Genomic DNA, 14,139 nt, shown 5'->3' on the forward strand with positions numbered 1-14,139 from the left:
CATGCCCGACCGCTTCCATGCCGCGATCCGCGCTCTTCACTGGACAATGGCGCTGCTGATCCTCGCAACGCTGTTCATCGGCGTTGCGATGGTATCGACCGCCGGACCTGCCTACTCGTCGCTCGTCGCGCTTCATCGTCCGATCGGGATCGCAATCCTGTTTCTCGCTCTCATCCGCCTCGCGATTCGGCTCCACACCGGCGCGCCGCCGCTCCCCACCGATCTGCCGCGCCTGCAGCGACGAACCGCGCGCGGCGCGCATATCCTCCTATATCTCGCGATGATCGGGATGCCGCTGATCGGCTGGGCGATGCTCTCGGCGGGCGGCTATCCGGTGCGCCTTTCGGCGAACCTTGTCCTGCCGCCGATCGTTCCGCAGAATCTGTTTGCTTATGGTCTGCTTCGCCGCGCACACACGCTCGTCGCCTTCGCCTTCTTCGCTCTGATCCTCGGCCATCTGACCATCGCGCTCGTTCACGGCTTCATCCGCCGCGACGGGGTGTTGGAGACGATGCTCTTCGCGCGGACATCCGCGGCGCTCCCGGATGCAGAGGAAGAAGCCGGACAGGCTCTCCCCGCCGATCCCGGCGAAGAACCGGCCGAAATAGCCGCGCCCTAGACCGTCCCCTCTTCCTTCTCCGCCTGCTGCCGCGCCCACATGTCGGCATAGAGCCCGCGCATCGCCAGGAGTTGGTCGTGCGTCCCCGTCTCGGCCACGCGTCCGCGATCGAGCACGATGATCCGGTCGGCACCCGTCACCGTCGACAGGCGGTGCGCGATGACCAGCGTCGTGCGGCGGCGCGCGATGCCGTCGAGCGTATCCTGGATCGCCGCTTCGGTCCGGCTGTCGAGCGCGCTCGTCGCTTCGTCGAGGATCAGGATCGGCGGATCCTTGAGCAAAGTGCGCGCGATCGCCACCCGCTGCTTCTCGCCACCCGACAGCTTCAGTCCGCGTTCGCCGACCTCGGTCTCGTATCCCTGCGGCAGCATCGCGATGAAGCCGTCGATCGCCGCGCCCTCCGCCGCCGCCGCGATTTCGTCGGCGCTCGCCTCGGCGCGGCCATAGGCGATGTTGTAGCCGATCGAATCATTGAACAGCACCGTGTCCTGCGGGACGATGCCGATCTCGGCGCGCAGGCTCTTCTGGGTCACCGCCTTGATGTCCTGCCCGTCGATCGTCACGCGCCCGCCCTGCGGGTCGTAGAAGCGATAGAGCAACCGCGCGATCGTCGACTTGCCCGCGCCCGACGGCCCGACGATCGCCAGCGTCTCGCCCGCGCCGGCCGCGAAGCTGACGCCGTTCAATATCGTCCGGTCGGGTTCGTAACCGAAGACGACATTCTCGAACGCCACCGCGCCGCCGGTCACGACCAGCGGCCGGGCATCGGGCGCATCCCGGATCTCGGGCGGCGTGTCGATCAGGCGGAACATCGCCTCCATGTCGATCAGCCCCTGGCGGATCGTGCGATAGACCATGCCGAGCAGGTCGAGCGGGCGGAAAAGCTGCGCAAGCAACGTGTTCACCAGCACCACGTCGCCGACCGCGAACTGCCCCTTCGACCAGCCCCACACCGTATAGGCCATCGCCCCCGCCATCGCGCTGTTGGTGATCAGGCTCTGCCCGATGTTGAGCCAGGCGAGACTATTCTCGCTCGTCACCGCGGCGCGCGCATATTGGTCGGCGACGTCGCGGTAACGCGCCGTCTCGCGCTCCTCGGCGCCGAAATATTTGACCGTCTCGTAATTGAGCAGACTGTCGACGCTGCGCCCGACGGTCAGCGTGTCGAGGTCGTTCATGCGGGTGCGCAGCGCGGTGCGCCAGTCGGTCACCCGCCGCGTGAAACCGATATAGACGACGACCATCAGCGCGGTCGCGCCTGCCAGGGCGAAACTGAATTTGGTCCAGAAGATCGCGAGCACCGCGACGAGTTCGATCAGCGTCGGTGCGATGTTGAACAGCAGGAAATAGAGCATCGTGTCGATGCTTTTGGTTCCGCGCTCGATCACCTTGGTGACCTCGCCGGTCCGCCGCGCGAGGTGGAAACGCAGGCTCAGCGCATGGAGGTGCGCGAAGGTCGCGATCGCGAGTTCGCGTGTCGCATCCTGCCCGACCCGCTCGAACACCACGTTGCGCAAATTGTCGAACAGCACCCCGGCAAAGCGCGCACCGGCATAGGCGACGACCAGCCCGATCGCGAGCGCGACGCCCGCTTCCATCCCCGGCGCCATCCGGTCGATCGCGGCGCCATAGAGAAAGCCCATCGAGATCTGCACGCCCTTCGACGCGAGCACGATCAGCGCGGCAAGGACGATCCGCGCCTTGTGCCCCGTCTGTCCCGCGGGCCACAGATAGGGCAGGAAACGCTTGAGCGTCGCCAGGATCGGCGGTTCGCTGCGCTTGTCGGTGGAGAGTGCGGTATCGGGCGGCATGCGGGGCCCATGTAGGGTGCGCGCGGGCGGAGGCCAAGCTTTTCGCGGAAGAAGGCGCGCCTGCGCTCCTCGTCGTCTGAAAATCGCGCTCAGCATCTCTTATCTTCGACATTCCCGCGAAAAGCGGGAATGACGAAAGTTAGGAAGGGGCAGTTCTCCACCCCAAGGCGGACTCAATACCCCAAGGTCGCCTCGAGGAACCAGATCCGCTGCTGCGCCTCGTCGGCCCAGCCGTCGACCAGCCCGCTCGTCGCGATGTCGCCGTCCGATTCGGCAGCGGCCTTGGTGTCCTGGAGCTGGCCGAGCAAGGTCCGGTTGTCGGCCGCGAGCGCCTTGATCATCGCGTCGGGCTCGACCGAGGCCGCATCGTCGTCCTTGATCGACTGGCGCCGCGACACGTCGCCGATCGAGCGCAGCGTCGGCGCGCCATTCTTGCGCACGCGTTCGGCGATCAGGTCGGTCGTCGCGAGAATCTGCGCTGCCTGCTCGTCGAACAGCAGGTGCAGCTCGCGAAAGCGCGGCCCCTGCACATGCCAGTGATAATTCTTCGTCTTGAGATAGAGCGCGAAACTGTCGGCGAGCAGCGCGTTCAGCGCATCGGCGACGGCGGGCTGGTTCTTCTTGTCGGACATGGGGAATCCTTTCTGTTGTGACCCTAGATAGGATCAACACGCCGAAAAGGCCCATGGAAGCATTTGGTCGCTATCATCGATAAAAACGATGAAACCCGAAATATCGATCGCCCCCTACAGACCGAAGGCGCCCATCGCGGTCCGCACGCCCCACAGCGCCAGAACCGCCGCGCTTCCCCAGCGGACGAGGCGCGCGCCGCGCCGCTCGGCGATCGCCGGGCCAAAGGCGAGGAAGGGCAGCATCGCCAGCACCCAGCCGGTCATGCCCCCCGCCGCGGCCCACAGCCCCGCGCCGCTCGTCGCCGCAAGCGCGCCGATCAGGAAATGGCTGCGGTCGCCGAATTGAAGCGCCAGCATCCGCCCTGCCAGCATCACCGGCGACGCCTGTTCGGCCCCCGCATCGGCCAGCGGAGCCGCGCGCCATAGCAGCGCGACCGCAGCCGACAGCATCGCCGCCGCGACGAGTAGCTGGGCGACGCCCTGCCCGATCATCCGGTTTGCAACCGATCCCGCGAACGCCGCGACCAGCGCATGAAGCAGGAAAGCGCCGAACACCACGATCACCGTGGCGCGGCGATCCGGCCGCACGCTCAGCAGTTGAGCGAGGAAAAGCCCCGTGCGCCCGTCGGCATTGGCGAGGGCCACCGCGACAAGGGCGAGCATGATTGCGTCCATGGGAGCGGCCTGCGGCCTCGGCGCCGCCGCGTCAATGCCCCAGTCGCATCGCGACCGAGGCCAGCCACGCTTCCTGCGCGCCGCTGGGCAGCGGTCCGCGCGGCGCCGCGACTGCGTCGCTCATCGCGTCGAGATAGGTCAGGATCGCGGCGCGATAGCCGCCGCCCGCAACCGCCGATTCGAGCCGGCTCGCCAGCGTCTCGACCGCGCCGAAGCCGTGGTCGCGCGCCAGGCAACGAATGTCGTCGATGCCCTGCACGATCTGCGCCAGCGCGCAATGCGGCAGCGCTTCGGCAAGCGCCCCGATCTGCCCGCTGATGCGGTTCTGGATGTCCTGAAATGGATCGGTCTGGATCGCCATATTCGCCCCCTGTCCCTTGTGGGAACGATGCGCGCATATGGTTAAGACGCGGTTAGCGGTGCCGCGTGGGCGAATCGGCAGCCTGCGCCTGCTTGCAAAGATACATGTCGCGGTCGGCGGCCGCCAATATCTCGGACTCGGTCGCCCCGGCGCGCAGCATCGCGACCCCGAAACAGGCCGAGAGCGCGATGTCGTGTCCGTCATAGAGCGCCGGGGTCGCGCTCAGCACATGGCGCAGCCGGTTGACCTGGACGCGCGCGCCCTCTTCGCTCGACTGATCGAGGATCAGCCCGAACTCGTCGCCGCCGATCCGCGCCGCGACGTCGGTCGCGCGAATCGATTCGTCGAGGCGCTTGGCGATTTCCATCAGCGCGAAATCGCCCGCGGCATGACCGAAACTGTCGTTGATATACTTGAGCTGATTGACGTCTACAAAGACGACCGCGGCGGTTTCGGCATGACGCTCGAAGCGCGCAAGCCGCTGGTGGATCGCGGTCAGGAAATAGCGGCGGTTGAACAACGGGGTGAGCGTATCGCGCTCGGATACGCGCTCGAGCTCGGCGACGGCGATCTTCAATATCCGGTTTTCGCGGCGCAGCCCGTCGCGTTCCCGGCGCAGTTCGCGCAACTGGTCCTCGATGGAGTCGACGGATATGAAGCCGGTCCGATCGACCGCTATCCGTGCCCCCCCTGCGATATCCATTCCCAGTCCCCGGTGCGGCCCATTTCTCCGCCGGCCGGATTGCCGACAGCTCTATCCATCTGCATCTGTTAGCTGCGACTGGATACCAATCGGTAAACGCGCGGCCCGAAATGCGGTGTGCCCCGCGGGCGTTGCCCCGCTGCGGGACAGCCGCTAGGGGGAAGGCGGCGGCGATTCATCGGCGGCGCGGCCGGGACAGGAGGGTGACGGATGGGCGATGCAGCCCCAGAGGTGGGCGTGATCATGGGCAGCCAGTCGGACTGGCCGACCATGGCGCATGCGGTCCATATCCTCGAGGAGTTCGGCATCGCGCACGAGGTACGGATCGTCTCGGCGCATCGTACTCCCGACCGCCTCGTCGACTATGCGAAAAGCGCGGCCGGCCGCGGCCTCAAGGCGATCATCGCGGGCGCCGGGGGCGCCGCGCACCTGCCCGGCATGGTCGCTTCGATGACGCGCGTTCCCGTGCTCGGCGTCCCCGTCCAGTCGGCGGCCTTGAGCGGCGTCGACAGCCTCTATTCGATCGTCCAGATGCCCGGCGGCATTCCGGTGGCGACCTTCGCGATCGGCAAGGCGGGGGCGACCAACGCCGGCCTGTTCGCCGCCGCACTGCTCGCCACCGAAAGCTCCGATCTGGCGCAAAAACTCGACGCATGGCGCGCCGCGCAGAGTGAAAGCGTCGCCCCCACCCCCGTTCGCGAGGGCTGAGTCCTTGCTGCCACCGGGCTCCACCATCGGCATCCTCGGCGGCGGCCAGCTCGGCCGGATGCTCGCTGTCGCGGCGGCGCAATTGGGCTACAAGGTCCACATCTTTGCCCCCGACGCCGAAAGCGTCGCCGCCGAAGTCACCGCGCACCACAGCCAGGCCGCGTGGGACGACGAGCCGCGCCTCGCCGCCTTCGCCGCCGCCTGCGACATCGTCACCTTCGAGTTCGAGAATGTCCCTGTCGACACCGTCCGCTTCCTGTCGGGCCATGTCGCGGTGCATCCCGGCGCGCAGGCGCTCGAGGTCGCGCAGGATCGCCTCGCCGAAAAAAGCTTCGTCACCGATCTCGGCGGCCGCACCGCGCCCTTCGCCGCCGTCCCCGACCGCGCCGCGCTCGATGCGGCGCTGGCGGAGATCGGCGCGCCCGCGATCCTCAAGACCGTGCGCATGGGCTATGACGGCAAGGGGCAGGCACGCCTTGCCGGCGCCGCCGACGCCGATGCGGCGTGGGAGACGATCGGTCGGCACGCCGCGATCCTCGAAGGCTTCGTCGCCTTCGCGCATGAATTTTCGGTGATCCTCGTCCGCGGCATCGACGGCGAAATCCGCTTCTGGGATTCGCCGGTCAACGTCCACGAAGACGGCATTCTCAGCACCGCCAGCCTGCCGCCTCCGCCGATCGTCCTGGATCAGCAGGACGCGGCGCGCGCGATGATGGCGAAGGTCGCCGACGCGCTCGACTATGTCGGCGTCCTCACCGGCGAATTCTTCGCCACCGAGGCGGGACCCGTGTTCAACGAAATGGCGCCGCGCGTCCACAACAGCGGCCACTGGACGATCGAGGGCGCGGTGACTAGCCAGTTCGAAAACCATGTCCGCGCGATCGCCGGCCTGCCGCTCGGCAGCACCGCGACCCGCGCGCTGCCGATCGTGATGCGCAATCTGATCGGCGACGGAATCGCGCAAATCCCCGCGCTGCTCGCCGACGAAAATTGCCGCGTCCACCATTATAGCAAGACCGAAGTGCGCGAAGGCCGCAAGCTCGGCCATGCCACATGGTGCGGAGCCACCCCGGCATGAGCCGCCCCGAGATCACGCTGATCCTTGCGCGCGCCGCCAACGGCGTGATCGGCGCCGACGGCAGGATGCCGTGGCACCTCCCCGCCGACCTCCGCCGTTTCAAGCAGCTCACCATGGGCCGGCCGATGATCATGGGGCGCAAGACCTTCGACAGCCTGCCCGCGATTCTCGAAGGCCGCCGCCACATCGTCCTCACCCGCGATCCCGATTGGCAGGACGAGGGCGCGGAGACTGCGCACAGCATCGAGGAGGCGCTGAAGCTCGCCAACGCACCGCAGGTGATGGTGATCGGCGGCGCCGAAATCTATCGCCTGTTCCTGGCCATGGCGACGCGGATCGAACTGACCGAAGTCGCGCTGGAGCCCGCGGGCGATGCGACGATCGCCTATCCCGATGCGGCCGACTGGCAAGAAATCGCGCGCGAGGATCATGCCGCAAGCGACGGCCGCCCGGCCTACAGCTTCGTCACCTTCACGCGCCGGACGAAATAGGGGGGAGAAAAACATGCGTCGCTGGCTGATCGGCATATTCGCGCTGCTGCTCGTCGCGGCGGCCGCTTTCTTCCTCTTCGCACCGGGCATGATCGAGCGCGGCACGAACAAGATCGACGGCAAACCGCTGCTGCACGTCAGCGAGCATGCCAAAGCGCTGCACAAGACGCTGACGATCGTCGATCTCCACAGCGACAGCCTGCTGTGGAGCCGCAATTTCCTGAACCGCGCCGACCGCGGCCATATGGACCTGCCGCGCCTCGAAGAGGGCAATGTCGCGCTGCAGATATTGTCGAGCACGACCAAGGCGCCCAAGGGCCAGAATTACGACGCGAACAGCGGCGACACCGACATCGTCACCGCGCTCGCGATCGCCCAACTCCAGCCGGTGCGGACGTGGAACTCGCTGCTCGAACGCTCGCTCTGGCACGCCGAGAAGCTCCACCGCGCCGCCGCCGCCTCGGCGGGCAGGCTCGTCGCGGTCGCGACGCAGGACCAGCTCGACGCGCTGCTCGCTGCGCGGCGAACGAAAGTGCCGCCGCCGGTCGGCGCGATGATGAGCGTCGAGGGATTGCACAATCTCGAAGGCCATATCGACAATCTGGACAAGCTCTACGCCGCGGGCGTCCGCATGGCGGGGATCACCCATTTCTTCGACAATGAGTTCGCCGGATCGATGCACGGGCTGAAAAAGGGCGGTCTCACTCCGCTCGGCCGCGAGGTCGTGCGGCGGATGGAGGCGATGGGGATGATCGTCGATGTCGCCCATTGCAGCCACGCCTGCGTCGCCGACATCCTCAAGGTCGCGCGCCGCCCGGTCGTATCGAGCCACGGCGGGGTGCAGGCGACGTGCAAGGTCAACCGCAACCTCACCGACGACGAAATCCGCGGGGTCGCCGCGACCGGCGGGGTGGTCGGCATCGGCTATTGGGACGCCGCGGTCTGCGACACCTCGCCCGCCAGCGTCGCCAAGGCGATGAAGCATGTCCGCGACCTCGTCGGCATCGAGCATGTCGCGCTCGGCAGCGACTATGACGGCGCCACCACCGTCCGCTTCGACACCTCGCAGATCGTGCAGGTCACCGAAGCGCTGATCGAGGCGGGCTTCACCGACGACGAAATTCGCGCCGCGATGGGCGGCAACGCGATCCGCGTGCTGCGCGCAGGGCTGGTCCCGCTAACGCCGCCGCTCGACCGGAACGCCGCCGAGTGACCCCTGCTATCGTCCCGATTCCCCGAGCGAAGCCGAGGGGCCATGCCGAGCGCAGTCGAGGCAGCGACCGTGCAGTTTTTCGCTTCGCTCGAAGGAGCCCCTCGGCTTCGCTCGGGGAATCGGAGTTTGCAGGGTCGCCAGCGCCATGATCCGCCTCGACGGCCACGACCGCATCCCCGAAACCCTGCGCGACGGCGTGATCGCGCTCGGCAATTTCGACGGCTTTCACCTCGGCCATCAGGCGGTCGTCGGGCGCGCCGTCCATCATGCGACCGACGATGCGCGGCCGTGCATCGTCGCGACCTTCGACCCGCATCCGGTGCGCTTCTTCAAGCCCGACGTCCCACCCTTCCGCCTGACGACGCTCGCCCAGCGACAGGAATTGTTCGCCGCCGCGGGCGCCGACGCGATGCTCGTCCTGCCCTTCGACGCGACGCTCGCCGCGACCACCGCCGAGGATTTCATCACCGAACTGCTGCTGGGTCGCTACGGCGCCGCGGGGGTCGTCACCGGCGCCGATTTCGTGTTCGGCAAGGGGCGCGGCGGCAATGTCGTCACTCTCGCCGACCACGCCCGCCGCCTCGGCTTCTTCACCGAAATGGTCGCGCCGGTCGACGACGCGCAGGAAGTCGTTTCGTCGAGCCGCATTCGCGACGCGCTGCGCGCGGGCGATTGCGCGACCGCGACGCGCCTCCTCACCCGCCCCTTCACGGTGCGCAATATCGTCCAGCACGGCGACAAGAACGGCCGCCTGCTCGGCTTCCCGACCGCGAACCTCGACATGGGTCAATATCTGCGCCCGCGCTACGGCATCTATGCGGTCACCGGCCGCCTTCCCGATGGCCGCATGCTCAAGGGCGCGGCGAATCTCGGCATCCGCCCCAGCTTCGACCCGCCGAAAGAATTGCTCGAACCGCATTTCTTCGACTTCGCCGAAGACCTCTACGGCCAGGAAATCGACGTCGCTTTCCACGCCTTCATCCGGCCCGAGGCGAAGTTCGACAGCATGGACGCATTGATGGCGCAGATCGCGGCCGATTGCGACGCGGCAAAAACCCTGCTCGCCGAGCTGTAACCATCATCCGGGGGGGATGGCATGACCGACAACGACGACTGGGCCGCGGCACTCGAAGGCCCGACCAGGAAGCCGATGAAGCGCGGCACCAAAATCTTCCTTTGGGCCTTCGCCGCGCTCGTCGCCTGGCTCACCCTGTCGAACGCCAGCTGGCTCGCTCCCGATCCGGCCGGCAAGCGCGTCCTCATCGCCCATCGCGGCGTGGCGCAGCTTTTCGATCATAGCGGGGTCACCGACGAGACCTGCACCGCGACGCGCATCTTCACGCCCGAACATAATTATATCGAAAACACCCTGCCCTCGATGAAAGCGGCGATCGGTCGCGACGCGGGCATGGTGAAATTCGACGTCGCGGCGACGAAGGACGGGCAGGTCGCGGTCTTCCACGACTGGACGCTCGATTGCCGCACCGACGGCAAGGGCCCGATCCGCGACCGTACCATGGCCGAGCTGAAGGCGCTCGATGTCGGCTATGGCTACACCGCCGACGGCGGCAAGACCTTCCCCTTACGCGGCAAGGGCGTCGGCCTGATGCCCAGCCTCGACGAGGTGCTGCACGACCTCGGCCACGCCTCGCTGCTCATCAATTTCAAGTCGCGCAATCCCAGCGAGGCCGAGCTCGTCCTCGCCAGCTTCGCGCGCGCCGGGATTGATCCGAACCAGCCGCGTTTCGGCTTTTTCGGCAAGGCGCGGCTGATGCAGGTCATCCGCGCCAGGGCGCCCAAGGCGTGGACGATGGACCCCGAAAGCGCCAAGCGCTGCACGAAGGATTATATCAAGTTCGGCTGGTCGGGCTGGTATCCGCCGAGCTGCGTCGGCGGCACGATCATCGTCCCGCTCGACTATCAATGGGCCTATTGGGGCTGGCCCGACCGCCTGCAGGATCGCGCCGCGAAGCACGGCACGCGCGTGCTGTTCGTGGGCCCGCGCGGCAGCGACACGGACGGCATGGGGCTGACCGAGGTCCAGCAACTGACCCGCATCCCGGCGAGCTTCACCGGCTATGTGTGGATCGACGATATCTACAACCTCGGCCCGGCGCTCAGGCCGCGGCAGAAATAGCGCCAGCCGAAGGTTTGCGCGCACGCGAATCTGCGCTAAGCGCCGCGACCATGAGCGACACTGCATCCAGTCCAGAAGCGCGCGATTATCGCGACACCGTCTTCCTGCCCAAGACCGACTTCCCGATGAAGGCCGGCCTGCCGCAGAAGGAGCCGCTGATTCTCGCCAAATGGCTCGAGGGCAATCTCGAGGGGCAGATTCGCGAAGCCCGCAAGGGCCGCGACCAGTTCATCCTCCACGACGGCCCGCCCTACGCCAATGGCGACATGCACATCGGCCACGCGCTCAACCATATCCTCAAGGACATGGTCGTCCGCACCCAGACGCTGAAGGGCCGCGACGCGCCTTATGTTCCCGGCTGGGACTGCCACGGCCTCCCCATCGAATGGAAGGTCGAGGAGCAATATCGCAAGAAAAAGCTCAACAAGGACGAGGTTCCGGTCGAGGAATTCCGCGCCGAATGCCGCGCCTATGCGCAGCATTGGGTCGATACCCAGCGCGAGCAGCTGAAGCGCCTCGGCATCGGCGGCGACTGGGACCATCCGTACCTCACGATGGATTATGAGGCCGAAGCCACCATCGTGCGCGAACTGCTCAAATTCGCCGCGAACGACATGCTCTATCGCGGCGCCAAGCCGGTGATGTGGTCGCCGGTCGAAAAGACCGCGCTCGCCGAAGCCGAGGTCGAATATGAGGATATCGTCTCGACCCAGATCGACGTGGCGTTCGAGATCGTCGAGAGCCCGATTGCGGAACTGGTCGGCGCGCATGCGGTGATCTGGACGACGACGCCGTGGACGATCCCGGTCAATCAGGCTTTGGCTTATGGGCCGGAGGTTGAGTACAAACTCTATACCATCGCTGTGACGCTCACCGGCTTTGACACGGTGAACGCAGCAGAGCGCCCGACCTTCGATGCCATCGATGGAAAGAAGGTTCTGATCGCGGACAACGACGTATTGTTCGCCGAGTTCAATGCGCGTCTTCGCCAGTATTGGCCCGGCGCTGGCTTGGTTGATCTCGACGACTGGAAGGGCAAGGGCTCCGACCTCGCCGGAACCATCGCCCGCCACCCGATCTACAACTATCTTCGTCATCCCCGCGAAAGCGGGGACCCAGAGCGTGCATCGGCTGACCCCACCCTGGGTTCCCGCTTTCGCGGGAATGACAAGGATTGGGAGCGCGCGCTGGAATTCTATGCCCGCCCGCGCCACTTCCTTGCGGGCGATTTCGTCACCACCGACAGCGGCACCGGGCTCGTCCATATGGCGCCCGACCATGGCGAGGATGATTTCGATCTCTGCAAGGCGCACGGCCTCGATCCCGTGTTCGCGGTCGAGGGCGACGGCAAGTATCGCGCCGACTGGGCGTGGCTCGGCGGTCAGGGCAGCGTGATCAACCCCAAGTTCAACGCCCCCGACGGCCCGATCTGCACCGACCTTCGCGATGCGGGCGCGCTGCTCGCGGCGAGCGCCGATTACAAGCACAGCTACCCGCACAGCTGGCGTTCGAAAGCCAAGGTCATCTTCCGCTGCACGCCGCAATGGTTCGTGCCGATGGACAAGGTGATGACGCATATCGAGCCCAAGACGCGCGGCGAAAAGCGCTGGGAAAGCGAAGGCGGCGCGATCAACCCCGCCGAGGAGAGCCTTTGCGCCGCCCCAACGCTGCGGCAGGCGGCGATGCAGGCGATCGCCGACACGCGCTTCGTCCCCGCCAAGGGCCGCAACCGCATCGGCAACATGGTCGAGGGCCGCCCCGACTGGGTGCTCAGCCGCCAGCGCGCATGGGGCGTGCCGATCACGCTATTCGTCGATCGCAAGACCGGGCAGTATCTCAACGATCCACTCGTCAACGACCGCATCGTCGCGGCAATCCGCGAATCGGGCGTCGATGCGTGGAGCGACGAACGCGCACAGGACTATCTCGGCGACGCCTATGACGCCGCCGATTACGAACGCATCACCGACATCCTCGACGTCTGGTTCGATTCGGGCTGCACCCACGCCTTCGTCCTCGAAAGCGGCCGCTGGCCCGCGCTCGTCCGTCACGACGGTTCGACCCACAGCGCCGACCTCTATCTCGAAGGCAGCGACCAGCATCGCGGCTGGTTCCAGTCGTCGCTGCTCGAAAGCTGCGGCACCCGCGGACAGGCGCCCTACAAGGCGGTGCTGACCCACGGCTTCACGATGGACGCCAAGGGCTTCAAAATGTCGAAGTCGCTCGGCAACACGATCAGCCCGATCGACCTGATGCGCGACTATGGCGCCGACATCCTCCGCCTGTGGGCGCTGAGCGTGGACTTCACCGAGGATCACCGCATCGGCAAGGAAATCCTGACCGGCGTCGCCGACCAGTATCGCAAGCTGCGCAACAGCTTCCGCTATCTGCTCGGCGCTTTGGAGGGCTTCACCGAGGAAGAACGCATCACCGACGTTTCGGCGATGCCCGAACTTGAGCGCTATATGCTCTCGCTGCTCGCCGACCTCGACGCGAAGATGGCGCAGGCGGTCGATGACTTCGACTACAACACATACACCCGCCTGCTCGCCGATTTCTGCAACGAGGATCTGTCGGCCTTCTATTTCGACATCCGCAAGGACGTCCTCTACTGCGACCTCGGCCCCGCCGCCCCGCTCGGCACCGACACCCGCCGCGCGTACCGCAGCGTGCTCGACGTGCTGTTCCATGCGCTGGTGCGCTATGCCGCGCCGGTGCTGGTGTTCACGAGCGAAGAGGTGTGGGGCACGCGCTATCCCGACGCAGGCAGCGTGCATCTGCTCGAATGGCCCCACTTCGATCAACTCGTGTGTCCCCGCGAAGGCGGGGACCCAGAGCTGGCATCGGCTGACTCCGCACTGGGTTCCCGCCTTCGCGGGAACACGCAACTGATGGAGAAGTGGGCGCAAATCCGCGAAACCCGCGCGCTCGTCACCGAACGTATCGAGCCGCTGCGCCGCGAAAAGATCATCCGCTCCAGCCTCGAAGCCGAGGTCTGGTTCCCCCACGAAGCGGGCGACGTCGATTATGAGGAAATCTTCATCACCTCGACCGTTCATCAAGGCGACTGGGACGTGAAGCGCACCGAAAACCACAAATGCGGCCGCTGCTGGCGTCACCTGCCCGAGGTCGCCGACGACGGCGCCTTGTGCAATCGCTGCGAAACGGTATTGGGCGAAGGATGAGCCAGCGCTCCCCCCATCTCGGCTTCGGCCTGCTCGTCGCGGCGGTCGCCTTCATCCTCGATCAGCTCGCGAAGTGGGTCGTCACCGTGCCGCTGTCGCTGGAAACCCAGCCCGGCCGGTCGATCGAGTTCACTTCCTTCTTCAACCTCACCTGGGCGCAGAATTACGGCATTTCGCTGTCGATGTTCTCCGACCAGTCGCCGACGACGCGCTGGATTCTCGTCGCGGTGACCGCGGCGGTCGCGCTCGGCGTCGCTTTCTGGATGACGCGCGAGAAAGCGAAGGGCGACGTGATCGCGCTCGCGCTGATCCTCGGCGGCGCGCTCGGCAATATCGTCGACCGCGTGCGGCTTGGCTATGTCGTTGACTATGCCGACCTCCACATCGGCGACTTCCGCCCCTTCATGATCTTCAACGTCGCCGATGCCTGCATCACGATCGGCGTCGTTTTGCTGGTTGCGCGCGCGCTGCTCTTGGGCGAAAAGGCCCCAGCCGCGGGCGCCACGCCGTCCGCTGAATGAACGGG

At 66.4% G+C, this 14,139-nt stretch carries 14 protein-coding genes; 9 read left to right on the forward strand and 5 right to left on the reverse strand.

Going from position 1 to position 14,139, the window contains the following annotated elements:
- Position 1: 1 nt before the first annotated feature.
- The gene (locus tag NP825_RS16540) at positions 2–619 is read left to right on the forward strand and encodes a cytochrome b (protein ID WP_257545516.1); all 618 of its coding nucleotides are present in this window, start codon (positions 2–4) and stop codon (positions 617–619) included.
- Here the strand turns inward: NP825_RS16540 and NP825_RS16545 are convergent.
- The 5 genes from NP825_RS16545 to NP825_RS16565 all read right to left on the reverse strand — a co-directional run bounded on the left by NP825_RS16545 (position 616) and on the right by NP825_RS16565 (position 4,801).
- Positions 616–2,430, reverse strand: a complete 1,815-nt coding sequence (locus tag NP825_RS16545) for an ABC transporter ATP-binding protein/permease (protein WP_257545518.1) — start codon at positions 2,428–2,430, stop codon at positions 616–618. The two genes, NP825_RS16540 and NP825_RS16545, sit on opposite strands and share 4 nt — an antisense overlap.
- Before the next feature lie 173 nt (positions 2,431–2,603).
- A complete protein-coding gene (locus tag NP825_RS16550) occupies positions 2,604–3,062 on the reverse strand; it encodes a Dps family protein (protein ID WP_257545520.1) in 459 nt (152 codons plus the stop codon).
- 114 nt (positions 3,063–3,176) lie between these two features.
- Positions 3,177–3,737: a hypothetical protein gene (locus NP825_RS16555; RefSeq protein WP_257545522.1), complete on the reverse strand. Its 561-nt coding sequence runs from the start codon at positions 3,735–3,737 to the stop codon at positions 3,177–3,179.
- 31 nt (positions 3,738–3,768) lie between these two features.
- Positions 3,769–4,098 (reverse strand): hypothetical protein, encoded by a 330-nt coding sequence (locus NP825_RS16560; protein WP_257545524.1) that lies wholly within the window; start codon positions 4,096–4,098, stop codon positions 3,769–3,771.
- 52 nt (positions 4,099–4,150) lie between these two features.
- Entirely contained in the window at positions 4,151–4,801 is a 651-nt protein-coding gene (locus NP825_RS16565) for a GGDEF domain-containing protein (protein ID WP_257545526.1), read from the reverse strand.
- Positions 4,802–5,011: 210 nt separating this feature from the next.
- Between NP825_RS16565 and purE the strand changes: the two genes are divergently transcribed.
- From purE to lspA, 8 genes are all read left to right on the forward strand, one after another.
- Positions 5,012–5,509 carry a 5-(carboxyamino)imidazole ribonucleotide mutase gene (purE, locus tag NP825_RS16570; RefSeq protein WP_257545529.1) on the forward strand — a complete coding sequence of 166 codons (498 nt, stop codon included), beginning with the start codon at positions 5,012–5,014 and terminating at the stop codon, positions 5,507–5,509.
- Positions 5,510–5,513: 4 nt separating this feature from the next.
- The gene (locus NP825_RS16575) at positions 5,514–6,587 is read left to right on the forward strand and encodes a 5-(carboxyamino)imidazole ribonucleotide synthase (protein WP_257545531.1); all 1,074 of its coding nucleotides are present in this window, start codon (positions 5,514–5,516) and stop codon (positions 6,585–6,587) included.
- A complete protein-coding gene (locus tag NP825_RS16580; protein ID WP_257545533.1) occupies positions 6,584–7,078 on the forward strand; it encodes a dihydrofolate reductase in 495 nt (164 codons plus the stop codon). Before NP825_RS16575 ends, NP825_RS16580 begins: the two co-directional genes overlap by 4 nt.
- A gap of 13 nt (positions 7,079–7,091) precedes the next feature.
- Complete coding sequence (locus tag NP825_RS16585) at positions 7,092–8,291, forward strand: dipeptidase (protein WP_257545535.1); 1,200 nt, start codon at positions 7,092–7,094, stop codon at positions 8,289–8,291.
- Between the two features lie 145 nt (positions 8,292–8,436).
- Positions 8,437–9,366 carry a bifunctional riboflavin kinase/FAD synthetase gene (locus NP825_RS16590; protein ID WP_257545537.1) on the forward strand — a complete coding sequence of 310 codons (930 nt, stop codon included), beginning with the start codon at positions 8,437–8,439 and terminating at the stop codon, positions 9,364–9,366.
- Between the two features lie 21 nt (positions 9,367–9,387).
- Positions 9,388–10,428 (forward strand): glycerophosphodiester phosphodiesterase family protein, encoded by a 1,041-nt coding sequence (locus NP825_RS16595; RefSeq protein WP_257545540.1) that lies wholly within the window; start codon positions 9,388–9,390, stop codon positions 10,426–10,428.
- A 50-nt stretch (positions 10,429–10,478) separates the two neighbouring features.
- On the forward strand, positions 10,479–13,613 hold the full coding sequence (locus NP825_RS16600; RefSeq protein WP_257545542.1) for an isoleucine--tRNA ligase: 3,135 nt from the start codon (positions 10,479–10,481) through the stop codon (positions 13,611–13,613).
- A complete protein-coding gene (lspA, locus tag NP825_RS16605; protein WP_257545544.1) occupies positions 13,610–14,134 on the forward strand; it encodes a signal peptidase II in 525 nt (174 codons plus the stop codon). Before NP825_RS16600 ends, lspA begins: the two co-directional genes overlap by 4 nt.
- Positions 14,135–14,139: the final 5 nt, after the last annotated feature.

Source organism: Sphingopyxis sp. DBS4, from assembly GCF_024628865.1.
In the GTDB taxonomy this organism is placed as follows: domain Bacteria; phylum Pseudomonadota; class Alphaproteobacteria; order Sphingomonadales; family Sphingomonadaceae; genus Sphingopyxis.

What these genes read in the sequence shown, in the direction of transcription:
- NP825_RS16565 (WP_257545526.1), bottom strand. Translation starts at nt 4,801, where the DNA reads ATGGATATCGCAGGGGGGGCACGGATAGCGGTCGATCGGACCGGCTTC.
- NP825_RS16540 (WP_257545516.1), top strand. Translation starts at nt 2, where the DNA reads ATGCCCGACCGCTTCCATGCCGCGATCCGCGCTCTTCACTGGACAATG.
- NP825_RS16560 (WP_257545524.1), bottom strand. Translation starts at nt 4,098, where the DNA reads ATGGCGATCCAGACCGATCCATTTCAGGACATCCAGAACCGCATCAGC.
- NP825_RS16585 (WP_257545535.1), top strand. Translation starts at nt 7,092, where the DNA reads ATGCGTCGCTGGCTGATCGGCATATTCGCGCTGCTGCTCGTCGCGGCG.
- NP825_RS16595 (WP_257545540.1), top strand. Translation starts at nt 9,388, where the DNA reads ATGACCGACAACGACGACTGGGCCGCGGCACTCGAAGGCCCGACCAGG.
- purE (WP_257545529.1), top strand. Translation starts at nt 5,012, where the DNA reads ATGGGCGATGCAGCCCCAGAGGTGGGCGTGATCATGGGCAGCCAGTCG.
- NP825_RS16600 (WP_257545542.1), top strand. Translation starts at nt 10,479, where the DNA reads ATGAGCGACACTGCATCCAGTCCAGAAGCGCGCGATTATCGCGACACC.
- lspA (WP_257545544.1), top strand. Translation starts at nt 13,610, where the DNA reads ATGAGCCAGCGCTCCCCCCATCTCGGCTTCGGCCTGCTCGTCGCGGCG.
- NP825_RS16550 (WP_257545520.1), bottom strand. Translation starts at nt 3,062, where the DNA reads ATGTCCGACAAGAAGAACCAGCCCGCCGTCGCCGATGCGCTGAACGCG.
- NP825_RS16545 (WP_257545518.1), bottom strand. Translation starts at nt 2,430, where the DNA reads ATGCCGCCCGATACCGCACTCTCCACCGACAAGCGCAGCGAACCGCCG.
- NP825_RS16555 (WP_257545522.1), bottom strand. Translation starts at nt 3,737, where the DNA reads ATGGACGCAATCATGCTCGCCCTTGTCGCGGTGGCCCTCGCCAATGCC.
- NP825_RS16590 (WP_257545537.1), top strand. Translation starts at nt 8,437, where the DNA reads ATGATCCGCCTCGACGGCCACGACCGCATCCCCGAAACCCTGCGCGAC.
- NP825_RS16580 (WP_257545533.1), top strand. Translation starts at nt 6,584, where the DNA reads ATGAGCCGCCCCGAGATCACGCTGATCCTTGCGCGCGCCGCCAACGGC.